This is a genomic window from Thermophagus sp. OGC60D27 (assembly GCF_052400625.1).
Taxonomy (GTDB): Bacteria; Bacteroidota; Bacteroidia; order Bacteroidales; family Marinilabiliaceae; genus Thermophagus.
The window spans coordinates 371049-394191 of the sequence record NZ_JBQTGH010000003.1; the positions used below are offsets into that span (position 1 = coordinate 371049).

The 23143-nt window shown below is 43.1% G+C and carries 19 protein-coding genes and 1 pseudogene; 10 read left to right on the forward strand and 10 right to left on the reverse strand.

Annotated elements, in window-relative coordinates:
* Window positions 1–217 precede the first annotated feature (217 nt).
* Both ACT29H_RS05835 and ACT29H_RS05840 read left to right on the forward strand, forming a co-directional pair.
* A complete protein-coding gene (locus ACT29H_RS05835; RefSeq protein ID WP_444820668.1) occupies window positions 218–784 on the forward strand; it encodes a DJ-1 family glyoxalase III in 567 nt (188 codons plus the stop codon).
* Between the two features lies 1 nt (window position 785).
* Window positions 786–2069 carry a DASH family cryptochrome gene (locus ACT29H_RS05840; RefSeq protein WP_444820669.1) on the forward strand — a complete coding sequence of 428 codons (1284 nt, stop codon included), beginning with the start codon at window positions 786–788 and terminating at the stop codon, window positions 2067–2069.
* 221 nt (window positions 2070–2290) lie between these two features.
* On the opposite strand, the gene ACT29H_RS05845 is transcribed toward ACT29H_RS05840, so the two are convergent.
* Both ACT29H_RS05845 and ACT29H_RS05850 read right to left on the reverse strand, forming a co-directional pair.
* On the reverse strand, window positions 2291–3082 hold the full coding sequence (locus ACT29H_RS05845; protein WP_444820670.1) for a GIN domain-containing protein: 792 nt from the start codon (window positions 3080–3082) through the stop codon (window positions 2291–2293).
* An 80-nt stretch (window positions 3083–3162) separates the two neighbouring features.
* Window positions 3163–3930 carry a YdcF family protein gene (locus ACT29H_RS05850; RefSeq protein WP_444820671.1) on the reverse strand — a complete coding sequence of 256 codons (768 nt, stop codon included), beginning with the start codon at window positions 3928–3930 and terminating at the stop codon, window positions 3163–3165.
* A gap of 136 nt (window positions 3931–4066) precedes the next feature.
* Here ACT29H_RS05850 and ACT29H_RS05855 point away from each other — a divergent pair, with 136 nt between their 5' ends.
* On the forward strand, window positions 4067–4582 hold the full coding sequence (locus ACT29H_RS05855; RefSeq protein ID WP_444820672.1) for a nitroreductase family protein: 516 nt from the start codon (window positions 4067–4069) through the stop codon (window positions 4580–4582).
* On the opposite strand, the gene ACT29H_RS05860 is transcribed toward ACT29H_RS05855, so the two are convergent.
* Complete coding sequence (locus tag ACT29H_RS05860) at window positions 4569–5570, reverse strand: DUF6588 family protein (RefSeq protein WP_444820673.1); 1002 nt, start codon at window positions 5568–5570, stop codon at window positions 4569–4571. The genes ACT29H_RS05855 and ACT29H_RS05860 overlap by 14 nt on opposite strands.
* A 52-nt stretch (window positions 5571–5622) precedes the next feature.
* On the reverse strand, window positions 5623–6582 hold the full coding sequence (locus ACT29H_RS05865; RefSeq protein ID WP_444820674.1) for a hypothetical protein: 960 nt from the start codon (window positions 6580–6582) through the stop codon (window positions 5623–5625).
* A gap of 398 nt (window positions 6583–6980) precedes the next feature.
* Between ACT29H_RS05865 and ACT29H_RS05870 the strand changes: the two genes are divergently transcribed.
* The 5 genes from ACT29H_RS05870 (at window position 6981) to ACT29H_RS05890 (ending at window position 13749) form a co-directional block, all read left to right on the forward strand.
* Entirely contained in the window at window positions 6981–9023 is a 2043-nt protein-coding gene (locus ACT29H_RS05870) for a M3 family metallopeptidase (RefSeq protein ID WP_444820675.1), read from the forward strand.
* A gap of 74 nt (window positions 9024–9097) precedes the next feature.
* On the forward strand, window positions 9098–9664 hold the full coding sequence (locus tag ACT29H_RS05875) for an AraC family transcriptional regulator (RefSeq protein ID WP_444820676.1): 567 nt from the start codon (window positions 9098–9100) through the stop codon (window positions 9662–9664).
* A 626-nt stretch (window positions 9665–10290) separates the two neighbouring features.
* Window positions 10291–12717: a heavy metal translocating P-type ATPase gene (locus tag ACT29H_RS05880; RefSeq protein ID WP_444820677.1), complete on the forward strand. Its 2427-nt coding sequence runs from the start codon at window positions 10291–10293 to the stop codon at window positions 12715–12717.
* Window positions 12718–12812: 95 nt separating this feature from the next.
* A complete protein-coding gene (locus tag ACT29H_RS05885; RefSeq protein ID WP_444820678.1) occupies window positions 12813–13028 on the forward strand; it encodes a heavy-metal-associated domain-containing protein in 216 nt (71 codons plus the stop codon).
* A 271-nt stretch (window positions 13029–13299) separates the two neighbouring features.
* A complete protein-coding gene (locus ACT29H_RS05890) occupies window positions 13300–13749 on the forward strand; it encodes a methionine-R-sulfoxide reductase (protein WP_444820679.1) in 450 nt (149 codons plus the stop codon).
* 98 nt (window positions 13750–13847) lie between these two features.
* On the opposite strand, the gene ACT29H_RS05895 is transcribed toward ACT29H_RS05890, so the two are convergent.
* Together ACT29H_RS05895 and ACT29H_RS05900 are read right to left on the reverse strand one after the other, a co-directional pair.
* A complete protein-coding gene (locus ACT29H_RS05895) occupies window positions 13848–14831 on the reverse strand; it encodes a hypothetical protein (RefSeq protein WP_444820680.1) in 984 nt (327 codons plus the stop codon).
* 119 nt (window positions 14832–14950) lie between these two features.
* Window positions 14951–15484, reverse strand: a complete 534-nt coding sequence (locus ACT29H_RS05900) for a hypothetical protein (protein WP_444820681.1) — start codon at window positions 15482–15484, stop codon at window positions 14951–14953.
* A 230-nt stretch (window positions 15485–15714) separates the two neighbouring features.
* Here ACT29H_RS05900 and ACT29H_RS05905 point away from each other — a divergent pair, with 230 nt between their 5' ends.
* Window positions 15715–16434: a (Fe-S)-binding protein gene (locus ACT29H_RS05905; RefSeq protein WP_444820682.1), complete on the forward strand. Its 720-nt coding sequence runs from the start codon at window positions 15715–15717 to the stop codon at window positions 16432–16434.
* A 282-nt stretch (window positions 16435–16716) separates the two neighbouring features.
* Here the strand turns inward: ACT29H_RS05905 and ACT29H_RS05910 are convergent.
* Window positions 16717–18258: pseudogene (locus ACT29H_RS05910) on the reverse strand (ABC transporter ATP-binding protein); the annotation flags it as partial.
* A gap of 98 nt (window positions 18259–18356) precedes the next feature.
* A complete protein-coding gene (purB, locus tag ACT29H_RS05915) occupies window positions 18357–19712 on the reverse strand; it encodes an adenylosuccinate lyase (protein ID WP_444820683.1) in 1356 nt (451 codons plus the stop codon).
* A 307-nt stretch (window positions 19713–20019) separates the two neighbouring features.
* Between purB and ACT29H_RS05920 the strand changes: the two genes are divergently transcribed.
* Complete coding sequence (locus ACT29H_RS05920; RefSeq protein ID WP_444820684.1) at window positions 20020–20742, forward strand: 16S rRNA (uracil(1498)-N(3))-methyltransferase; 723 nt, start codon at window positions 20020–20022, stop codon at window positions 20740–20742.
* Here ACT29H_RS05920 and ACT29H_RS05925 read toward each other — a convergent pair.
* Together ACT29H_RS05925 and ACT29H_RS05930 are read right to left on the reverse strand one after the other, a co-directional pair.
* Window positions 20733–21131 carry an RrF2 family transcriptional regulator gene (locus ACT29H_RS05925; RefSeq protein WP_444820685.1) on the reverse strand — a complete coding sequence of 133 codons (399 nt, stop codon included), beginning with the start codon at window positions 21129–21131 and terminating at the stop codon, window positions 20733–20735. The two genes, ACT29H_RS05920 and ACT29H_RS05925, sit on opposite strands and share 10 nt — an antisense overlap.
* A 325-nt stretch (window positions 21132–21456) precedes the next feature.
* Entirely contained in the window at window positions 21457–23100 is a 1644-nt protein-coding gene (locus ACT29H_RS05930) for a diphosphate--fructose-6-phosphate 1-phosphotransferase (protein WP_444820686.1), read from the reverse strand.
* Window positions 23101–23143: the final 43 nt, after the last annotated feature.

Genomic DNA, 23143 nt, shown 5'->3' on the forward strand with positions numbered 1-23143 from the left:
TCGGTGAAAGAACCTGACAACCTTGATTTCTGAGCATCGATCATAACCTGCTGGCTTGAAGTTAGGTGGCATTTCCGCCTGTTTTGAGTTTATTGAATGCATGACCATTCTCATGTTTCAATATCCTTGCCGATCTCGGTCAGCCTCCATGGACCATCTCATCATTTGCCCGAATTTATTTTAATTAAATAAATATATTACCAAAAAATTTAGAGTTATGAAGAAAGCAGCAATATTCATTGCTCCGGGATTCGAAGAAGTTGAAGCGCTCACCCCTGCCGATGTTCTTAAACGGGCTGGGGCCGATGTAGAACTCATTTCCATCACCGAAGATAAAAATGTGACAGGATCACACGGAATAACCATCGTTTGCGACAGAGTGCTCGAAGGAAAAACAGTGGAAGAAAAAGATATCCTCATCCTGCCGGGAGGAATGCCCGGAACCAAAAACCTTCAAAACAACCACGCTTTAAAAAATCTTTTGATAGACTATAACGCCAAAAAGAAATGGATCGCCGCCATTTGTGCCGCGCCCATGATTCCGGGTGAATTGGGCTTCCTCAAAGGACGTAAAGCAACCTGCTATCCCGGCTACGAACACCACCTGAAAGAGGCGCATCACTATCCGGTGCCAGCAATCACAGATGGACACATCATCACCGGAAGAGGCGTCGGCGCGGCAATGGAATTCGCCATCGAAATTGCAGCCAATCTTTGGGGACCCCAAAAAGCATCTGAGCTCAGAGATAAAATGGTGATTCCACGCCTGTCCGACCTCCAGTAACATGAAAAATAGGCCTGTCATATACTGGTTCCGAAAGGACCTTCGACTGCACGACAACCCTGCCCTTAATTACGCTTTAAAACTTGGACGGCCTTTAATTCTCGTTTACATCTTTGATGACAGATGGTTTCAAAAGCATCCGATTCTGAATTTCCCAAGAACAGGTGCTCTGCGCCAAAAATTCCTGGCCGAAACAATTGCAGATCTGGAAAAAGCTATTATTGCAGCTGGAAACCGTCTGCTCATTTTCAACGGTAATACCACCTCAATCCTGTCTGATCTCTTTAACTTTTTTAATGCCGAGAAAATCATTGCCCAGAAAGAAATCGCTTACGAAGAAACACAAATCGAAAGAAACCTTTTACGCAACACTAAACTCGAGATGGTCTGGGGAAGCATGCTCTATCCGCCCGATCAGATTAGTTTTTCTCCCGAAAAAGCCCCTTTTTATTTCACCCAATTCAAAAACAAAATCATTCAGGAACAGATAACTCCCCATCCAGTCCCAACGGTAAATCGTTTGGATAAGGCAGAGGTTCCTAAGCCCCCTCCTCACCTTCCCGCTTTCAATCCGGACTTATGGATAAGAAACACCCCCAATTCTAGCTTTATGGGGGGCGAAACAGAAGGGCTGAAAAGACTTCATCAATATTTCGAAGAAAACGGACACCTCCATTATGCCAACACCAGAAACCTTTTCGAAGGCAAAAACTTCAGCAGTTGGTTAGCACCATGGCTGGCCAACGGCGCTTTATCTCCTCGCACACTTTTCTCAAAGCTTAATATTACCGAAAAACTTTCTGATCAGGAACAGGAAAGCATATTGACCCTGAAAAATCAACTTATCTGGCGCGATTATTTCCGCTATCTGTTTCTCAGATATGGCTCAAAACTATTTACAACCAAAGGATTAAGAAATGCTCAAACCAACATGTATAACGATTTGGATGCCTTCCTGCTATGGAAAGATGCAAAAACCGGAGAACCCATTATTGACGCTCTGATGCGACAGCTAAGGAAAACCGGTTTTATGAGTAACAGAGGACGAATGCTGGTCAGCTTCTACCTCGCAAAAGAATTGAAGGTCAACTGGCAATGGGGGGCCGCTTGGTTCGAATCAGCGCTTATCGATTATGATGTCTATAGTAACTATGGAAACTGGGCCTATCAAAGCGGAAGAGGGACAGACAGTAGGGTGAACCGTAGATTTAATTTAAAAACCCAAACACGTAAATTCGACAAACAGGACCTTTTTACAAAAAAATGGAATGGAAATTTATTTTAAATTTGCCACGATTTCGTCCTTTAACATTGAATTATGAATCAGAAAAACAACAAACGCATTAAGTGTTTCGTCTGCCAACAAACCTTCAATAGTCAAGACTTGTCAATCAATAAGCTTACAAAAATGCCCGTGTGCATAAATTGCTGCGGATCTAAAGAAGAAAAAAAAGCTGAAAAAGAGGCCCTCGAATCACTCGCCGAAGATTTCGTCTGCGGATGCATCTAATCTTCTTCGGCAGGAAGAACCAACCCCTCTCCGGATATTTCTTTCGTTAAATTTTCTGGCATCCCGTAGTAATAAATCCGACCATTTCCATCGATATAGGTTTTCAGCAGACCCGAAACCCGACACAATATCAAGCCCGATCCATACAACCGGAGATCTCCGTTGGCCATCCCCAATTCACCTGCTTTTATCATCCCTGAACCTTCCACCACTACATCCCCCTCATTCGCTTTTCCTTTCAACTGCATATTCCCGGAGCCGATCTGATGCAACCACAGATTATCAAAATTCCCGCTTATCGCCACAGTGGTACTTCCTTCTGCAACAACAGCCAAATTTTCGCAAATCAAACTGTCCGCTTTAAAGGTAGATACTTCATAAACGTTGACCCGCAAAAAGGATGTCCTGAATGTATCCACCTGAACCCTGCCACCATTAATGATTGCTACCTCCGACAAGTTTCCTGCTTCTAATGTTATCCGGACCGATTGGCGCGGAACTATTGAGAAGTTCTGTTTTACCCCTAGCTCCAGCGTTCCATTATTTACTTCCGATACAACATATGACAATATATTGGAATCTGCCTCAACCGTTAAACTCCCGGAAAGCCCCTGCCGGATCTGAAGGTCAAAATCGGACTCCAGTAGAACCCTGTCAATCTCTCCCACTATACGCTTTTCGCTTCTTATATTCCCATCACCCAAAATCTCCACACTAAAAATATCTTCACACGAACTGAGCGATAAAAATAAAGGAATAACAACTATGAGAAATAAGTATGGCTTCATATCATTAACGAATTGTAGTTGGTGATTGCAATCACAAATGTTGAACTTTATTCAAAAAGACTTTTTTAGAACACAAAAACTCATTCCCCTAAGTAACCATTTAATTTATACATGACAAAACCCACCCACTCCCGAAAAAGAACGCCCCATCGCTCCAGAACGCCAGCCGACGGTAGTAGATAATCGTTCCATTGCAATGGCCTCACTCCCGTCAATGGATCAGCCGGAAAGGTAGAAACATCAAATCCCTGACCCTGAAAACAGGCTCGTGCACGCGGCATATGAAAGGCCGATGTCACCAAGATTATCTTGTTAGACATTCCTCGCTGCCGGATAACCTCACGGGTATGGACTGCGTTTTCATAGGTGTTACGCGAGGTAGACTCAATAATAATACGCTCACTCAATAAACCTATATCGGCCAGATAATCTTTTACCAATTCACCTTCCGACCGCTGGTGATCAAACAAGGTTCCACGTCCTCCCGAATAGATCAACGTATCCGCATATCCGGTTTTCAACAACAACAAACCCTGCCATAAACGATCGGAACTTTGCATAAATCGTGGCTTACCATTATATCGGTTCTCCGAAGCCATCCCCCCCAACACCACGACCGTGCGCGACACCCCATCAAGGGCTGAAAGCTTTTTCGGTCGAGTTTCCCAAAATCCTGCCACAAAATGAAAAAATGCTCCGTTGGAAAAAATCAGAAACAACAAAATGGCCGCCACATAGACCCGATGTTTCATTCTTTTTTTCAGAAATAACCCAACAAGCAATAAGCCTACAATCCAAACAACGGGCGATAGAAAAACATGAAAGATCTTTGACAATAGATAAAACATCAGTATGCTTTTTTAAAAAGTTTTGATTTCTGGACTCCGCCGATAAATAAAACGCTTTCGCAAAAACGCATACTGCAAAGTTAGGGTTTTAACTGGCTATTGGTTTATTTTTGTAACAAACAAAAAAGAAACCACCATGGATTTTACAACTCTCATTAAAACACGCTATTCCGTCAGGAAATATAAACCGCAAAAAATTTCTGATGAGCTGATCAAAGAAGTTCTGGAAGCAGGACGACTCGCTCCCTCGGCGGTCAATTACCAACCGTTCCTGTTTATTGTGGTCAACGATCCGGAAATACTCAATGAGTTACATTCCGCCTATCCCAGAGAGTGGTTTGCAACAGCACCGCAGGTCATTGTTATCGCAGCCGATCACAAGGCATCATGGAAACGAGGGAAGGACGCTAAAGATCATGCCGATATCGACCTGGCCATTGCAACCGATCACATGACCCTGCGTGCCGCAGAACTGGGGCTCGGCACCTGCTGGGTCTGTAACTTCGACCCCCGCATAGTCTCTAAAACACTCAACCTCCCCGAGCACCTGGAACCCGCAGTATTACTGCCGGTCGGTCGGCCCGAAGAGGTTGAAGCGCCGCCCAAAAAGAGAAAACCCCTTTCCGAACTGGTGAGATTTAACGGATATTGATCCCCACACCGGCGGTCAAAACCGAATAGTCGCCTACCGTATAATCGGCATGAATGGCAAAAAATCCTAGCCTTAACCGAACCCCCGCATTGAAATCAAAACCAGAGGTACTGTAGTTCAGCAAAAAGGGATCTGTAAAGGTTTCTGAAAATCCCGAAACACCATAGGTCCCCTTTACATCAAAATCACTGTTGGTGCTGCCATACCCCATCCCTGTGTAGAGGGCTACTACAGGAAAATTGGCACCCAATAAAAGACGAGTGGTAAACGCACCGGAGGATATGGCCAGTTCCCCATTCTCCACACTCACCTCATTACTTCCCGTTATTCCGTAACTCGAATTAAAACTGGTATAGCCCGCCAATACAGACATCTGCAAAAACGGAACCCGCTTTACAAAAGGAATATAATTCTTCAAACTATGCTTCAGACCAAAACCAATAACGCTAACTTCTCCGGCATCCCCAAAATCCATCGTGGGAACAAAGCGTCCCATAACCTCTGTATGAAATGGCAACCCCACTGCCAACTGAACCATGGGAATCGGTAGTTTATCATTGCCCGATCCATTCGGAAGCGTAAACTCTCCATATTCTCCGCCAACGACATCCGGCGTCAGAACGGGGCGCATCGATTCCTCCATCTCGCCGGCCACCGTCGGCGCAATGGAATTCGAACCCACATTAAAATTCTGTAACCCTAGGGCTCCCACATCAAATGTTTGTGCCGACGTCGGCGCTACTGCGCTCATCACACTCACTGTAAGATCAAACCCTCCCAGCTTATGGACTTTCGCACTGTTATACCATCCTGAATTTAACGCCGTTCCCAACATCTCTCCATAAGGCTTTAAATAGGCTTTTGTTAAAATACCTGCATCTGCCTTGCCTGCCTGAAAAAAATCTCTCAATGGCTCTTGGGAAAATCCTAAGTTGCTTACCATAAGAACCGAAAAAACAACAAAACTCCTTCTAATCAATAAACTCATAAGATCCAATTTTGGTTAATTCTGATTTTTATCTATCTCTATCTACGTTTTTTCATCGATTTTGTAGGACCCGTCGGGCCAACTGGAGGCTGATTCGCTCTTCTCCTTCAAAGGCCACTATGAACCCTTGAATCCCTTGTTCTTTCATTATACGGAGAGCCTCTCCGACACTGTCAAACCGGCCGGCCGAAAATTTGTACCAACCGTCATCCTTCACTTCTATCACCGGAAGACCGCCATTGTATATCTGCTTTACATGCCCATGGGCAACATCCTTACGGGTAGCCATAAACTGAATGGAAAAAAAGACTTTCTTTTCGGCCCTCTTCGAAATGGTTGTTTCTACGTGACTTATAACTTTCGGTTTCACATTTTTTAAAGTTTCTGAAACTATTGCTGCCGTTTCCAATTGATCTGAAACACCTTCAGCCGACTCCCCTTCCTCTGCTTCAGCCGGAAATGCCACCGCCGACTCATCCTTGCGGGGAACCATTATCGCCAACAGATCCCGCAGTGCGCCCGCCTCTGCCTCATACGCTTCCTGAACATACGACAGCGGCGATTGACCGGGAACCATTCGCTCTGCCCGTTTTCTTTTAACGTAGCCCTCTCGAAATTGGTCTTTGACATCACCTTCAATCGCTGCAAATTTTCCCGGATGCTCGGTTTCCAGATACTTTTTTAACAGACGCAACTGAATATGATTAGCCTCTTCATAATAAGTAGAGGCCTTCAGCTGAAGCCGATAAACACGCTCTTCCAATTGAGCCATGCGCAAAGGATTCTTGCCCGGAAACGGGGCCTCCTCCTCTATCTTCACCCTCAGCCCATCTGCCTTCTCATAAAAATACGCCCCCTTTTCAATTTTTCTTTCTGCCCGCTTAAGCTTTTTCCCGTATTTCAAATTCACCTCATCGGTCGAAAGCAGGAATACCGAATCCTGCTGAGCTCCCATACAAAAAACGAAAAGCATCAACAGGAAAAATACACTGACTACTAACTTATTTTTCATGGCCCCTTTTATTATTCCATTTTATAAAGCAATTAAACCACTAATTTGTTCCCGGTCAAGCGCACGCAACATCAAAATTCTTTTTCTTCTTAAATGATGATTGCCGACCAACAACAAAACAAAATTATTTGAAATACAAACCATTACATTCAGACCCACACTTTCCCGGTGGTAATGAATCATTACACGCCCACTATTCACCCTAAACATCTTTGATACTGACCGAAACAATTCCATCCGAAAAAAACGTATATGACAATTATCTTTTCAGGTTTTTGCCCATATTTGTAATATTACATATCATCCATAAAAATTAAATGACAATGAGAACAAACCTTTTAACTTTGCTGCTGTTTTTGATTATTACAGCAAACTATTCATGTAAAAACAATAATAAAATGAGCGATAACAATCCGCTATTACAACCTTTTAACACACCGCATCAGACAGCCCCATTCGATAAAATTAAAGAAGAACACTTCATGCCGGCCTTCCAGCAGGCAATAGAAGAAGGTAGAGCCGACATCCAAGCCATCATCAATAATCCCGATAAACCAAACTTCAAAAACACCATCGAAGCTCTTGAAAAATCTGGTAAAAGACTGAACCGGATCAGCAATATCTTCTTTAATCTTAATGCGGCCGAAACCAACGAAAAGATTCAGGCTATTGCGCGCGAAGTCTCCCCGTTGCTCTCGGAATACTCCAACGATATTTGGCTCAACGAGAAACTTTTTGAAAAAGTGAAAGTCGTTTATGAAAAATATCACAACGATGAATCCCTCAACGAAGAACAAAATAAACTACTGGAAGATACCTACAATGCATTTACCAGAAGCGGCGCACTTTTAACCGGCGAAGAGAAAGATAAATACCGCGAAATATCCGCTGAACTATCGAAACTCGCTCTTCAGTTTGGTGAAAATGTGCTGGCCGAAACCAATGACTTCAAGCTACACATCACCGATTCAAAAGACCTGGCAGGACTCCCCGATGATGTCATTGAAGCCGCTGCCAACAGAGCCGAAAAAGATAGCCTCGAGGGATGGATCTTTACCCTTCACTTCCCCAGTTATTACCCCTTCATGAAGTTCGCCGACAACAGAGATCTGAGAAAAAAAATGTACATCGCCTACACCACCAGAGGAAACAAAGGCAACGACAGAGACAACAAAGAAATCATTAAAAAAACCGTCGCCCTGCGTCTGGAAAAAGCAAAACTCCTCGGATTCAAGAACCATGCCGACTATGTCTTGTCTCAAAGAATGGCTAAATCGCCGGAGCGCGTCAACCAATTCCTTCATCAACTTCTGGACGCAGCCCTCCCTTTCGCTAAAAACGAGGTGAATGAAGTGCAACAATTTGCCCGGCAACTTGGATTTAACGACCATCTCCAGGCTTGGGATTTTTCCTACTATTCCGAAAAACTCAAAACGAAAAAATTCGACCTCAGTGATGAGATGACAAAACCTTACTTCCAGCTCGAAAAAGTTAAAGAGGGAATCTTTGATTTGGCAAACAAACTCTATGGCATCTCTTTTAAGCCTAACAAAAACATCCCGGTTTATCACAACGAAGTGGAAGCTTTCGAAGTGACGGATGCCGACGGAGACTTCCTGGCCGTTTTATACCTCGACTTCTTCCCGCGCGACGGAAAGCAAGGTGGCGCATGGATGACCTCTTTCATGGAACAACATAAAGAGAACGGGAAAGACGTTAGACCACACATCTCCGTGGTCACCAACTTTACCCGCCCCACCGCTACAAAACCCTCACTATTAACATTCAATGAAGTCACAACGTTCCTCCACGAATTTGGACATGCACTCCACGGAATGCTCAGCAACGTCAACTACGAATCGCTGGCAGGAACTTCTGTCTATCGCGACTTTGTGGAACTACCCTCTCAAATAATGGAAAACTGGGCGCTCCAAAAAGAATGGTTGCAAATCGTCGCCAAACATTACGAAACCGGTGAAACCATCCCCGACAATTTGATCGACAAAATCATCGCTGCGGGTAATTTCCTAAGTGGATATGCAACCGTTAGGCAAATAAGCTTCGGACTGAACGATATGGCTTGGCACACCATTCAACAGCCTGTTGAAACAGAAGTCGAACAATTCGAAAAACTGGCCATGAAACAAACACAATTGTTCCCCGATATCAAAGGGAGCTGCATGAGTACTGCCTTTAGCCATATCTTTAACGGGGGTTATGCCGCCGGATACTACGGATACAAATGGGCGGAAGTACTCGATGCCGACGCCTTCCAAATGTTCAAACAAAACGGCATCTTTGATAAAACGACCGCTTCCGCCTTCCGAAAAAACATCCTCGAAATGGGCGGAACAAAAGACCCCATGGAACTCTATGTCGCGTTCAGAGGCCAAGAACCTTCCATCGATCCCTTATTGGAAAGAAGTGGTTTAAAAAATTAATTTAAAGTATCTTGGAGACAGAAGGCCGAAAACTTTTTGCCTTCTGTCTTCTCTCTGTTAAAATGTTCAATCCCATGACAACCCTGCACATCAAAAACATGGTTTGTCCACGATGTATTATGGCGGTGGAAAAAGTCCTGAAAGAGGTCGGATTGCACCCCATTTCCGTCGAGCTGGGAATTGCTGAAGTCACCGATCATCCTATCCCCGACAACCAACTGCAACTTCTCGATAAAAAACTCGAAGCGATAGGGTTTCAACGAATAGAAGACAAAAACAAACAATTGGTCGATAAAATCAAAACCATCATCATCAAAAAAATTCATCACCAAAACCTACAACAGGGATTTAACTGGTCCAACTGGATCGCTCAACAGCTCCTTCACGACTACCGGTTCCTTAGCCATCTCTTTTCCGGAATCGAAGGATTCACCATCGAACAGTTTATCATCAGGCAAAAAATTGAAAAGGTAAAAGAACTCATTGCCTACGGGCAAATGAACTTCTCCGAGATCTCCTACACCCTCGGATACAGCAGCCCCGCACACATGTCCAACCAATTTAAAAAGGTTACAGGAATGACCCCGGGCGATTTTAAAAAACTTCGAAAACCGATCCGGAACAGCATCGACAACGTATGATGCATAATTACCAATGCCGATTACTCTAACTTCATTTGAACGGTCCCACACCCGGCAAAATAGATTAACGTATTTTTGCACCGCACTTAAACTCCCCCCAAAAACAGCAAATCCGCACCCCTTCCGATCCACCCATAAATGTCATTGGCATTAGCATTATGAGGCATTGAAAACGTGAAACAACATCCGGGAAACACGAAGCAAACCATGAGAAACGTGAAGCAACGCTCGGGAAACATGAAGCAAACTATGGGAAACGTGAAGCAGCCCTTGGGAAACATGAAGCAAACCTTGGGAAACATGAAGCAACGCTCGGGAAACACGAAGCAACGCTCGGGAAACGTGAAGCAACCCTTGGGAAACGTGAAGCAACCCTTGGGAAACATGAAGCAACGCTCGGGAAAAACGAAGCAACGCTCGGGAAAAACGAAGCAAGGGAGTGTTCATCAAACTGTGGCCCATGCCTAAATGGTCGGATCAAAAATATAAGGCCGCATTCAAACAACAATATCCTCATCCCCATACCCTAACAATGATTTACCAATAACGATCCTGTAAGTTTTTTCGAAAATAATGTAATAGTTAGACCAACCGGGTGATATACCTTTGCAGGAAAGACCATAATCATGTCGGAGAAAAAACAAAAATGGCTTATTCCCATTGCCACCACCAATAGTGACATTCAGGAATCGTTAATCGCCAAAGCATTTAAATACTTTAAGAACATCGATGATTGGACCTGGGAAGTCAACAATCAGCGAATTGTAGTCTCCTCCAACGATCGAGAATCACTTCATAAGATCATCAACAAGTTAAAAGATCTCGGACTGGAGCCTACGGTAAACGAAAAGTCGTTTCCCGTCGAAGGAATGTCATGCGCCGCTTGTTCGGCAAGCGTGGAAAGCATGTTGAATTCCCAACCGGGCATATTGAAGGCATCGGTCAATCTGGCCACCAACACGGTAAAAATAGCATGGTTACCCGAAACCATCACCCCGGCCGACATGAAAAACACCATCCGATCAATCGGTTACGACCTCATCACCGATGAGAATGAGAGCAGCGAAGAAGGATTGCAAGCCACGCGCCTACAAAAAAGCAGAAAAATAAAAAAACGACTCATTGGGGCCGGACTGTTGGCGCTCCCGGTTTTTATTATTGGGATGTTTTACAACGACTTCCCGCTGGCCAAATACGTTATGTGGACTTTGACAACACCGGTTCTTTTTATTTTTGGCCGTCATTTCTTCATCAACGCTTATAAACAAGCCAGACATGGGGCGGCCAACATGGATACCCTGGTGGCCCTGAGCACCGGGATGGCATACCTCTTCAGCTCATTCAACATGCTCTTCCCGCAGGTTTGGACTTCACGCGCACTGGAAGCTCACGTCTATTTTGAAGCGGCGGCCGTAATCATTGTTTTCATCATGCTGGGAAAATGGCTCGAAGAAAGAGCTAAAGACAGAACCTCTTCGGCCATCAAAAAACTTAAAGGGCTTCAGCCCAAAACCGTCTTTAAACGACAAAACGACGGCTCTTGGAAAGAAACAAACATTCAAAATGTTGAAAAAGGAGATATCCTGCGCGTAAAACCTGGCAACAAAATTCCCGTCGACGGACAGGTTTACGAAGGAATATCTTTCGTCGACGAAAGCATGATTTCTGGTGAAGCAATGCCCGTTGAAAAAACTCCGGGAAGCAAAGTATTCGCTGGAACCATTAATCAATCAGGGACCTTCTCCTTAATGGCTGAAAAAGTGGGAAGCCAAACCATACTGGCACAAATTATTGATACCGTTAAAGAAGCACAGGCCGGTAAAGCGCCCGTACAGCGCTTAGCCGACAAAGTAGCAGCCATCTTCGTCCCGGCGGTCCTGGCCATCGCCCTTTTTACCTTTGTGGTCTGGATCCTGGCTGGAGGAACACCCTATCTGACCCAGGCACTGCTGGCCACCGTCTCGGTACTGGTGATCGCTTGTCCCTGCGCTCTGGGATTGGCAACTCCCACGGCCATCATGGTTGGCATCGGAAATGGGGCTTCCAAAGGAATCCTCATCAAAGATGCTTCTGCCCTGGAAAAAGCCGCTAAAATAAAGGCCATGATCTTCGATAAAACTGGAACAATTACCGTCGGAGAACCTCAAGTAACAGACATAAAATTTGTTGCACACCACCCACTAAAAGAGAAAACCTTCTCTTTTCTTTTTTCTGTCGAAAGCCGGTCAGATCATCCTCTGGCTCAGGCAATCTCAAAATATCTCAAAAATCAACAGAACACCGATGATATTGAACCCAAAAATTTTCAAAACATATCGGGAAACGGCATCCTAGCTTCCTTTGACAAGGAAAACATTGTCGTTGGTAATGTGGAGCTCCTGAAAAAACAGAACATAGCCATTCCTGAGGCCTTATACGCTCTGGCCAACCAATGGCAAAAAGAGGCGAAAACAGTCATCTGGTTCGCTGTCAACCATGCTGTAGCCGGAGTCTTGGCCGTCTCCGACAAAATTAAAGAGTCATCAAAAGCCGCTGTGAATTCTTTGCAAAAACGGGGAATCGATGTTTACATGCTCACCGGCGATAATGAACAAACAGCCAGGGCGGTTGCCAAAGAAACCGGAATAAAACACTTCAAAGCCCGCGTGATGCCTGCCGACAAAGCTCTATTTGTAAAAAAGTTGAAGGAAAAATATAAATCCGTTGCCATGGTCGGGGATGGCATCAACGATTCAGAAGCGCTGGCCGTCGCTGATGTTTCTTTCGCAATGGGTAAAGGTTCTGACATCGCCATGGAAGTGGCCGACATTACCATCATGTCTTCCGACCTTAACAAAATTCCGGATGCGCTGACACTATCCCATAAAACTGTGAAAATCATCAAGCAAAACCTCTTTTGGGCTTTCTTCTATAATATTGCGGCCATACCCATCGCGGCTGGAATCCTATACCCGTTTTCAGGATTCCTGTTAAATCCCATGATTGCTGGAGCGGCAATGGCTTTCAGCTCCGTTTCGGTGGTCACCAACAGCCTGCGTCTCAAGAAAGCTTAAATGCACGAACCATTGGATTCTAATACACAACAATAAGATCACTCAATATTTAATAACACTTCGATCCAACTAAAAATTAACCTAATTTTATACAGATGAAAACTCTAAAATTCAAAACAACCATCAAATGCAACGGATGCGTCAGCACCGTTTCTCCTTTTCTCGAAGAATCGAACAATGTCACTCATTGGTATGTTGATTTAGAGAGTCCAGACCGAATTTTAACGGTAGAAACCGATGGCGAAGCGAAGGAAATCATCGGTTTACTCCAAAAAGCCGGATATAAGGCCGAAGTAGTAGACAACGATTAAGCCTCAATGTCGGGCATAATCAAGGAATGTGAGGGAAGCCATATTCTCAAAACCAAAACAGTTAATTATGAAACGAGCATAGCGACTTTTGCCACAAAAGAGCATGTATAAATTTCATTCACCCATGCGAGTTCCATTCGACCAATGACTTAGATAAATTATATACGAACGAAACGAGCATGACAATGTGAGATTGTCACAACAAGAACATGTGTAAACGAATGGTCATGCGAGTTCCATCAGACCAATGGATTAACCAATTTTTATACGGATGAAAGCTTTATTAATCCTCATTTTCCTATTAATCACCAACAACCTCATGGCACAAAACGACACCACAAAATTTAATTTTAAAACGCTTACCCCTCAGGAAGAATTTGTAATCCTTCATAAAGGTACGGAGCAACCCTTCAGTGGGGAATTCTACCACCATAACGAAAAGGGAATCTATTCCTGTAAGCGGTGCGGTGCAAAGCTGTACAGAAGCACCGATAAATTCGATGCCCGCTGCGGATGGCCTAGCTTCGACGACGAAATTGAAGGGGCTGTCAAACGGATGCCCGATGCAGACGGACGTCGAACCGAAATTGTCTGTGCCCGCTGCGGGGCCCATTTGGGGCATGTCTTTTTAGGTGAAGGTTTCACTCCGAAAAACACACGCCACTGCGTTAACAGCATCTCTATGGATTTTATTCCGGCGGACACCACCAAAAAAGAATAGTTACGCCCCCGATACCAAATAACAGCACTGTTCACCTCTGATATCGGTTCAACCGACAACCCCTCGTGAGGGATGAAGCGATTATGGAAAGCCGGAATTTAATTTCCGGCTACCAACTCTTTTCTTAGCTCCTCAACCTTTTTGTCTGCATTCGACCCCATAAATCTTGAATAATCTTTGGTGTATAAACTGGCTAAAGAAGAAAATTTATCAGGTAATTCATGATACTTTTTCCAGGCGGCATCATAAACTTTAATCCATTTTTTTAAATCCTTACGATCTTCCCTCAATTGAGCATCGGATAAATAAACTATACTTCGATAAATTTCATAGAGACGCAAACCATAATAACATGACCCAACAACATAATTTTGGGTTTCTTCATCCGGCCAATTAATCTTTTTGGCCAGTTTTATAATTTCCCGCCATTTTGCAACAGACTCGTCTTTTTGCATTAAATTACGTTGCTGACCTTCGGCATCTTTTGTGGGCACCGGCCAGCCAATACCCTGATCCCGCGTCCACCAGGGATTCATATCCCGATGTGTGGTATTACGTCCACGAATAACGGCTTCGGCCGACAACAAGCAAAGTCTTCGGAAAGAATCTATATCATCACCCTTTAAGTGAAGACGCTCCGAGACATAACGTTTAAATACTTCTTCTTCGCTCTGGGAAGGATCGGCCGCCCATTGTGCCATCACCCAAGCGTTTAGTTCGCACCATAACTCATTCTTGATGTATGGGCCACCCCATCCTCCACCTCGAGACCAGGTCCAAATTCCGGAATACAATTCCGGCCTTTTTTCTGTAAACTCACGCAGACTGTTTATCTTATCGGGCTCCATACTTAAGTGCTCTTCAAAACCTTCTATTACACCATTAGCAATATAATTAGGATAAGCCCCTTTCCCTTCATATTCTCGGGCACACTGTACTTCTATTATTTGCTTATGACGCCCCTGCCCGATCACCTTACTAAAGGAATTGCCACGATGAAAGTCGCCCTCGCAATGCTTAATGCTGATAATTAAATTGGGATGCGGCGCCACCTCTTCATTCACCTTTAGATACGCTTTCATATTTCTATCAAATGAAAGCCACGTGCGGAAAATCAAAGTCTTTTTTAACCTCTCACATATTCCACCTATATTATCGAAGAGATATCCGTTAATTATATCAAAAAACAGACAGCGAATAATTAGTTTACAACAACCTTGGAGATATTCAAAACCGCCCCACCATTTCCGTATAAAGTCACCACATAAATCCCTTTTTTCAATCCTGAAGTAGGAAAAACCAACCGATTCTCAACAAATATTTTGCGTTGGTCTTTTACCAACGAGCCGGTGATATCGAAAAGAGCACCCGAGAACCTGATATTCTCCTTAGAAGTAACTACAATTTGATTACTTTTTTTCTGATACCAAATCTTGAAACTTGACTGATCCGATTCCGAAAAATAGGTCATTGAACCCGATCTCTCGCCTAATACGACCAAATCTAATTCTTTATCATGAATAGCAGGATTTATAAAACGGTCTTCATCAGTCCGCTCCATGAGCGCCTCATGCTCCGGTTCCGTCGACATCTTAGTAGATGGATCGACGATACATGCTTCCACACCATAGCTTTTCTGTCCCGGTTCCACATCGACCCTATTACCAATCAAATTGAAACCGAATAGATTAACGCTAAGAAACAACAATATCAATCCTGAGTAGAATTTCTTCATCCGCAATATTTAAAATTTTCCGTTAAAATAGGAAAGGTTTTAAAAACCACCAAACTCAAACCATTAAAAATCAGATTTATGTTTTTTCCCATTCCCCCAGCCTATTCACTTTCATATTCTCCCACAATGGTCTGGTGTCGCCACAACTAAACCTCCAACTAAAATTACACCTCCATAAACCGTGTCTATTTCAGACGAAACCTTAAATTTGCAACAAATAATCAAACAACATGACTGCAGACTTATTTATCCCCTGTTTCATTGACCAATTATATCCCCAAACCGGATGGAATGTCGTTAAAGTCCTGGAAAAAGCCGGAGTAGAAGTTAATTACAACCCCAGACAAACATGTTGCGGACAGCCAACCTTTAACAGCGGCTACTGGAACGCGTCACGAAAAGTAGCGGGAAAATTCATCAAAGATTTCCCTAACGACCGCCCAATCGTTGTTCCATCAGCTTCTTGTGCCGCTTATATTCGGCATCACTATCCGGAACTATTTAAAGATCAACCTGAAATGAAACAAGAGGTCGACAGGGTGTCCAGAAACGTCGTCGAACTGACCGATTTTCTAGTAAATCATCTGAAAATCGAAAATTTTGATGCCAGCTTTCGTCATAAGGTAACCTATCATGACGCCTGTTCCGCTTTACGTGAATATGGCCTTAAAGATGAACCTCGTCGCCTACTGTCTCATGTCCGCGGACTGGAATTAAAGGAGTTGCCCGAAAACACCACCTGCTGCGGTTTTGGAGGAACCTTTATGGTTAAATTTGTGCCCATATCAACGGCCATGGTCGAACAAAAAGTGGAAAATGCACTCTCTACTGGGGCGGAATATATCGTTTCTACGGAAGCTTCCTGTCTCCTGAACATTGAAGGTTACATCCGTAAAAACGAACTGCCCTTAAAAACAATACATATTGCAGATATTTTGGCTAAGTTCTAAGCCTTAGCCCATCTGCAGCTCATGAAGCTTTCTATAGACGCCGCCTTTTTCCACCAATTCCATATGGTTCCCGGTTTCCACAATTTCTCCGTCTTGGAACACATAGATGCAATCGGCTTTCCGAATGGTCGAAAGCCGGTGAGCAATCACGATTGAAGTTCTATTGACCATCAGTTTCTCCAGAGCTTCCTGAACAAGTTTTTCCGACTCCGTATCCAAGGCCGAGGTAGCCTCATCCAAAATTAATATGGGCGGATTTTTCAACACCGCACGGGCAATGCTAATGCGTTGTCGCTGACCACCGGACAAACGACTCCCACGATCTCCCACTACGGTATCGTAGCCCTTCTCTGTGGCCATAATAAACTCATGCGCATTGGCCACTTTGGCAGCTTCTTCCACCTGTTCTAGGGTCGCATCTTCAACCCCAAAAGCAATGTTATTGAATATGGTATCATTAAATAGAATTGCATCCTGATTGACATTTCCCATCAGATTACGCAAATCCTTAATTTTTAAATCTCGAACATCAATCCCATCTACCAGAACAGCACCGTCCTGCACATCATAAAACCGCGGAAGAAGATCCACAAAGGTAGACTTACCACTACCCGACTGACCAACCAGCGCGATGGTTTTGCCTTTGGGAATGGACAATGAGATGTTCTTAAGAACGGGAGTTTGATTATAGGCAAATGTTACATTCCGGTATTCTATCCCTTGCTTCAAATCTCGAATGCTCTTGGCATCGGATGATTCCTTTATTTTAACTTCGGCACTCAAAAGACCATCAATACGATCAAAGGCCGCCAACCCTTTCTGGATGTTATATAAGGCTTTGGAAAAGGCTTTGGCAGGATTAATCACCTGATAAAAAATCCCCAGATAAGCCAGAAAACCGGCAGCACTTATGGTATTTGTTTCCGTCAAAATCAAGGTTCCTCCGAACCAAACCAAAATAACGACCACGATAGTACCCAAAAATTCACTCATAGGATGCGCAAGATCACGCCTTCGCATCAAACGATCCATTATGGATCGGTAATCTTCCACCTCTCCCTCAAATCGTTTATTCATCCGACTTTCTGCATTAAAAGCTTTTATGATCCTTAACCCGGAAAGTGTCTCCTCGATGATCCCCAACAAGTCCCCCATCTTATTTTGACCATCACGCGACGTCTTCTTCAAACTTTTACCGACCCGTCCGATTATGAAACCGGCAACCGGCAACACAATCAACACAAACAATGTAAGCTTAACGCTAAACACCAACATCGCCGCCAAAAAAACCAATATGAGTACTGGATTCTTCAAAAACATATCGAGCGATGACATGATTGAGTTTTCAACTTCCTGAACATCGCCGGTGGAACGAGCGATTATATCACCTTTTCGTTCGTCACTGAAAAAACCATTATGCAACTCAAGAATTTTGCTGTAGATCTGCGACCGAAGATCGCGTACAACCCCGTTGCGGATCCCAATACTGGCATACGAAGCCAAGTAGGTAAAGCCCGTTTTTAGAAACGTACCAATAACCAGAAATACCCCAACAAACAGCAGCGACCAGCCGGGACCGTAATTGATCTTTAGTTGGGTGATATAATAGTAGAGATTATGCTTTATATCACTAAAACTGAAACTCCAATCCACCAAAGTAAAAACATCATTGTCCTGAGATAAAATAATTTCTAACATGGGAATCATTAATGCCACAGAAAAGACGGCAAACAACCCTGATAGAAGGTTAAACAGAAAATTAAAAAACAGCAAATGCTTATACGGCGGTAGAAACCGCTTCATAATAAACCAAAAATCCCTCATCAAAAGCTAATTAGATACTTCAACATTCTTCAATAGTGAACCACCGACAACGACTCTTTTATCAAGCAGGTTACACAAAAACAATTTTTTTAATATCGTTAAAACAAATCAACTCCGGTGTAGTTTTGCGGCGTTATCTTCTTAAGTTCTTCTTTTACGCGCTCGTCCACTTCCAGCCGATCCACAAAGCGAGCAATGGATTCCTCATTGATCTCCTCATTGGTACGTGTCAAATCTTTCAGTGCTTCATAAGGATTGGGAAAGCCTTCTCGACGCAGGATGGTCTGCATTGCTTCTGCAACTACAGCCCAATTCTTTTCAAGATCGCGCTCAATGGCGGCTTTATTGATCAAAAGCTTATCCAAACCTTTTTTTAACGATTGCATCGCCAATATGGAATGAGCCATAGGGACACCCACATTTCGCAATACAGTACTGTCAGTCAAATCTCGCTGAAGTCGCGACAATGGCAGCTTGGAGGATAAATGTTCAAATAGAGCATTGGCAACCCCAAGATTTCCCTCTGCATTTTCAAAATCAATGGGATTTACTTTGTGAGGCATGGCACTCGATCCTACTTCTCCCTTTTTTATCTTCTGCTTAAAATACTCCATCATGATATAAGACCAAAAATCACGTGCCAGATCTATCAAGATGGTATTTATTCGCTTAAAGTTATCAAATATCGCTCCAAGATTATCGTAATGAGATATTTGAGTAGTTACCTGCTCACGTTCCAGTCGAAGCTTTTCCGAGGTAAATCGATTGGCAAAATCAACCCAATCAATATCGGGATAGGCCACCTTATGCGCATTAAAATTCCCTGTGGCACCACCAAATTTGGCGGAACAGGGCAGCTCTTTCAGCAACATCAGCTGACGATTCAGGCGCTCCACAAAAACACGCACCTCTTTCCCCAATCGCGTAGGAGATGCCGGCTGACCATGCGTACGTGCCAACATAGGAATATCTTTCCATTCATTGGACAGCGATTCCAGTTTCCCTACCAGCTCTTCCAAAAAAGGATAATAAACCTCGTGGACCGCATCACGCAACGACGCAGGAATAGCCGTATTGTTGACATCCTGTGATGTTAATCCAAAATGGAGAAACTCTTTATAGCTTTGCAATCCCAATTCATCAAACTTCTCTTTCAGATAGTATTCAACAGCTTTTACATCATGATTGGTAGTGCACTCTATTTCTTTCACCTTTTCGGCATCTTCAAGCTTAAAGTTACGGTATATGGATCGTAAACGTTCGAAGTGTCCATGATCAAATCCTTTCAGCTGTTCCAGCGGTTCCTCACACAAAGCAATGAAATATTCAACTTCAACAAGAATTCTGTAACGAATCAACGCATATTCCGAAAAATAGAGGGCCAACCCATCCACCTTGGTACGATAACGGCCGTCAATGGGAGATATGGCTGTAAGTAAATGAAGGTCTGTCATAACTTAATCTTTTTAACCCTGGCAAAGGTAGGAAAAATAACTAATATTGCCCTGTTACGCCTCCATACAGGCAAACCATCGTCAATGAAACAGAAGTTTACAACAATAACCTTGAACCCTAGTATAAAAGTATTATTTTTGAACGATCATGATTGACCTTGGAGACACGAAAGGTGTAAGTCATTGAAGAACAACTCTGGTAAATCTATTCAAAAAATATTGGTTCCAAAATGGCTTTGGGCAGCAATTTTAAAAAAATACAACCAACGCCGCTCCTAATCAAAAAAACAACTGATAAATCATCAACATGCAAATATTCTACGATCCGGATATTCTCAAAAACGAAGGAATTCTCAACGAAGAAGAATCCAAACATTGCATAAAAGTACTCCGACACAAAGTAGGTGACGTCATAAATGTCATTACAGGCAATGGAGAACGTCTCATCTGCACCATTACCGATGCTTCGCCAAAAGCTTGTCAGCTGACGGTTAATCGTCACGAAACTGAAGATAAACCTTCCAGTATCTGTCATATTGCTATTGCACCTACCAAAAGTATCGACAGGTTCGAATGGTTTCTGGAAAAAAGTACCGAACTGGGGGTAGATAAAATTACACCCATTCTGTGCAAACAATCGGAAAGAAAACAGATCCGATTACCCAGATTGGAAAAGGTAATCACTGCTGCCACCAAACAATCACTCAGATTATGGCGCCCACAGATCACTGAATTAACCAACATAAAAGATTTTTTGTCCTCATCTCATCAGGAACAACTGAAATTTATTGCCTATTGCGATGATCTTCAAGAACGTAAATATTTACCATCACTGTTGACAAATCGAAATAAAGAACAAAGTGTTTTAATACTAATCGGCCCAGAAGGTGACTTTACGAATGATGAGGTGCAATTGGCCCAGAAAAAGGGATTTATCCCCATCTCTCTGGGGAACAACAGGCTTCGAACCGAAACAGCCGGAATAGCAGCCTGCATGGCGGTTAAACTCTTGGAAAATATTTACAAATAATCCTGTAGGGTATGTCCTTCCAAATAATCTTTTATCTGCTTCGACACGCTGGGTGAAAGATCGCCCATCAGGCATTTGCCAAATGGACAGTGATCTCGATTCATAGGACAGGTTTGAACATTCAACGGCCCTTCAATGGCTTCATAGATATCCAAAAGCTTGATTTCTCCAGGCTCTTTCTTCAAAACAAATCCTCCGGATGGTCCTCTATTTGAAGATACCAACCCCTCCTTTGATAGCCTTTGCATTACTTTAGCTATATGATGACGGGAACTCCCAATCAATTCCGATATCTTACTTACATTCAGCATCTCATCGGCACGGGCTATCATGACCATACTATGTAAGCCTATCGATGCTGCTTCAGTAAGTGTTACAATACTCCCCATACAAAACTTTCTCTTTTATAATTACGGTAAAAAAATGGGAAAAGGATTCTTAATTGGTTGTGTTTATTATCTATAACTAATTTTTATTCCACCTCATCTGGCTTATATTTAAATTTCTTTCTATAAACATCAAACCTGACATTAGAACCAGAAAAGCGTGAGTTAAACGACCATAAGATCTGCAAACCTTAAATCCTATCTCATTCCCACAAATTTCCAATAATAAATGCACAAAGGTATATAAAAACAAAAATCAACCCGTACCCCGAAAGATAAAATTTCTTTCAATGGTACGGGTTTATGATTCACCTGAATTATTTTGCTTTTAGCGCTCTAATGCAAGTGTTTTGGTTGGAAGATCACAAACTTCCGAAGGACCGAAATACTGGATAGGCCCGGGATAAATATACAGCGTGTTTTGCGCCCACTCGTCGCGATTCTTGGCAAAGGTTTTGAATGGTGCTCCATCCAATTTCACCAAAGCCTTTTGAATAACTGGCTTCATAACACCATGGCGACGTTCCATATTCATCAAACTGGTAATAGGCACTCCTCCTGCAGTCCACTCATCGGCCGGAGCTGTCAAATTGCGTACCGAAGCCATATATCCGGTTTTGCCCTCCGCAATTAGGATAGCGGCAGCATTTCCTAACGAATAGGTGTAGTCTGCATCAAAATTGGAGGGAGATGCACAACGTCCTTCATAGCCAAAAAAGTGAGCCTGTGCTTTAAATTTACCCTTAAACTTACCCTCTTTTTTAAGTGCTTTCACTTTGGCTTTGACCATATCGATCAAAAGTTTTTCAGTCTCAATCATTGAAACCTGAACGTTTCCGTGGGGATCACGATCAAGCATCAACTGATTGGCAATACTGTTAGGAAGTTGGGTAAATACCTGAGCCGACGCCTCGGAAAGTTTGCTTGCCACAAACCCACGACGTTCTTTATTGCTTTCCAAGGCATTTACTTCATTTTCATATTTAGCCAATAAATCATTTAGCTCGCCAATCAGCGCTTTCATGGCAGGAATAAATTCTACCAGCCCTTCAGGAATCAATACCGTTCCAAAATTGGCACCCTTTTCGGCTCGTTTTACTACAACATCCACAATCTGGTTAACCACATCCTCCAAGGACATATTTTTGGCCTCAACTTCTTCTGAAATAATAGCTACATTAGGCTGAGTCTGCAAAGCACATTCAAGCGCAATATGTGAGGCAGATCGTCCCATCAATTTTATAAAATGGTAATATTTCTTCGCCGAGTTTGCATCCCTTTGAATATTACCAATTAACTCACTGTAGACTTTGCAGGCAGTATCAAAACCAAAAGATGTTTCGATCATATCGGTTTTAAGGTCACCGTCAATTGTCTTGGGTACACCTATAACCTGAATACCGGCTCCTTTTCCCATGAAATATTCGGCCAATACCGCAGCATTGGTGTTGGAATCATCCCCTCCGATGATGACGAGCGCATTAATCCCTAGTTTTTTGCAATTTTCTAATGCTTGATCAAACTGTGATTCTTCTTCCAGTTTGGTCCGGCCAGAACCTATTATATCAAAACCACCGGTATTACGATAACAATCTATTATATCAGATGTCAATTCTTTATAATCATTGTCGGTTAGTCCGCTGGGACCTCCAAGAAAACCATACAATTGATTGCTGCTGTTTAACCTTTTTAGCCCGTCAAACAAACCGGATATCACGTTATGACCACCGGGCGCCTGACCACCGGAAAGAATAACCCCTACTTTAATGGCAGGATACTCCTTTTTTACACTGTCCGGCTCAAACGTTAAAACCGGTAATCCGTAGGTGTTAGGAAACATCTTTTCGATTTCAGCCTGATCAGCTACGGATTGGGTTTTTCCCCCTTCAACAACTTTCACACTGCCTTTCAGTGCGGCAGGAACCTTGGGAATATACTTTTCCCTTGCAATTTGAAGTGCACTTTTTATCATATTCAAAATGATTTATTGATATTTTTTAACTAAAACGGGGTAA

Coding starts and splice junctions, on each gene's coding strand:
- ACT29H_RS05835 (WP_444820668.1), top strand. CDS start 218: ATGAAGAAAGCAGCAATATTCATTGCTCCGGGATTCGAAGAAGTTGAA.
- ACT29H_RS05840 (WP_444820669.1), top strand. CDS start 786: ATGAAAAATAGGCCTGTCATATACTGGTTCCGAAAGGACCTTCGACTG.
- ACT29H_RS05845 (WP_444820670.1), bottom strand. CDS start 3,082: ATGAAGCCATACTTATTTCTCATAGTTGTTATTCCTTTATTTTTATCG.
- ACT29H_RS05850 (WP_444820671.1), bottom strand. CDS start 3,930: ATGTTTTATCTATTGTCAAAGATCTTTCATGTTTTTCTATCGCCCGTT.
- ACT29H_RS05855 (WP_444820672.1), top strand. CDS start 4,067: ATGGATTTTACAACTCTCATTAAAACACGCTATTCCGTCAGGAAATAT.
- ACT29H_RS05860 (WP_444820673.1), bottom strand. CDS start 5,570: ATGAGTTTATTGATTAGAAGGAGTTTTGTTGTTTTTTCGGTTCTTATG.
- ACT29H_RS05865 (WP_444820674.1), bottom strand. CDS start 6,582: ATGAAAAATAAGTTAGTAGTCAGTGTATTTTTCCTGTTGATGCTTTTC.
- ACT29H_RS05870 (WP_444820675.1), top strand. CDS start 6,981: ATGAGCGATAACAATCCGCTATTACAACCTTTTAACACACCGCATCAG.
- ACT29H_RS05875 (WP_444820676.1), top strand. CDS start 9,098: ATGACAACCCTGCACATCAAAAACATGGTTTGTCCACGATGTATTATG.
- ACT29H_RS05880 (WP_444820677.1), top strand. CDS start 10,291: ATGTCGGAGAAAAAACAAAAATGGCTTATTCCCATTGCCACCACCAAT.
- ACT29H_RS05885 (WP_444820678.1), top strand. CDS start 12,813: ATGAAAACTCTAAAATTCAAAACAACCATCAAATGCAACGGATGCGTC.
- ACT29H_RS05890 (WP_444820679.1), top strand. CDS start 13,300: ATGAAAGCTTTATTAATCCTCATTTTCCTATTAATCACCAACAACCTC.
- ACT29H_RS05895 (WP_444820680.1), bottom strand. CDS start 14,831: ATGAAAGCGTATCTAAAGGTGAATGAAGAGGTGGCGCCGCATCCCAAT.
- ACT29H_RS05900 (WP_444820681.1), bottom strand. CDS start 15,484: ATGAAGAAATTCTACTCAGGATTGATATTGTTGTTTCTTAGCGTTAAT.
- ACT29H_RS05905 (WP_444820682.1), top strand. CDS start 15,715: ATGACTGCAGACTTATTTATCCCCTGTTTCATTGACCAATTATATCCC.
- purB (WP_444820683.1), bottom strand. CDS start 19,712: ATGACAGACCTTCATTTACTTACAGCCATATCTCCCATTGACGGCCGT.
- ACT29H_RS05920 (WP_444820684.1), top strand. CDS start 20,020: ATGCAAATATTCTACGATCCGGATATTCTCAAAAACGAAGGAATTCTC.
- ACT29H_RS05925 (WP_444820685.1), bottom strand. CDS start 21,131: ATGGGGAGTATTGTAACACTTACTGAAGCAGCATCGATAGGCTTACAT.
- ACT29H_RS05930 (WP_444820686.1), bottom strand. CDS start 23,100: ATGATAAAAAGTGCACTTCAAATTGCAAGGGAAAAGTATATTCCCAAG.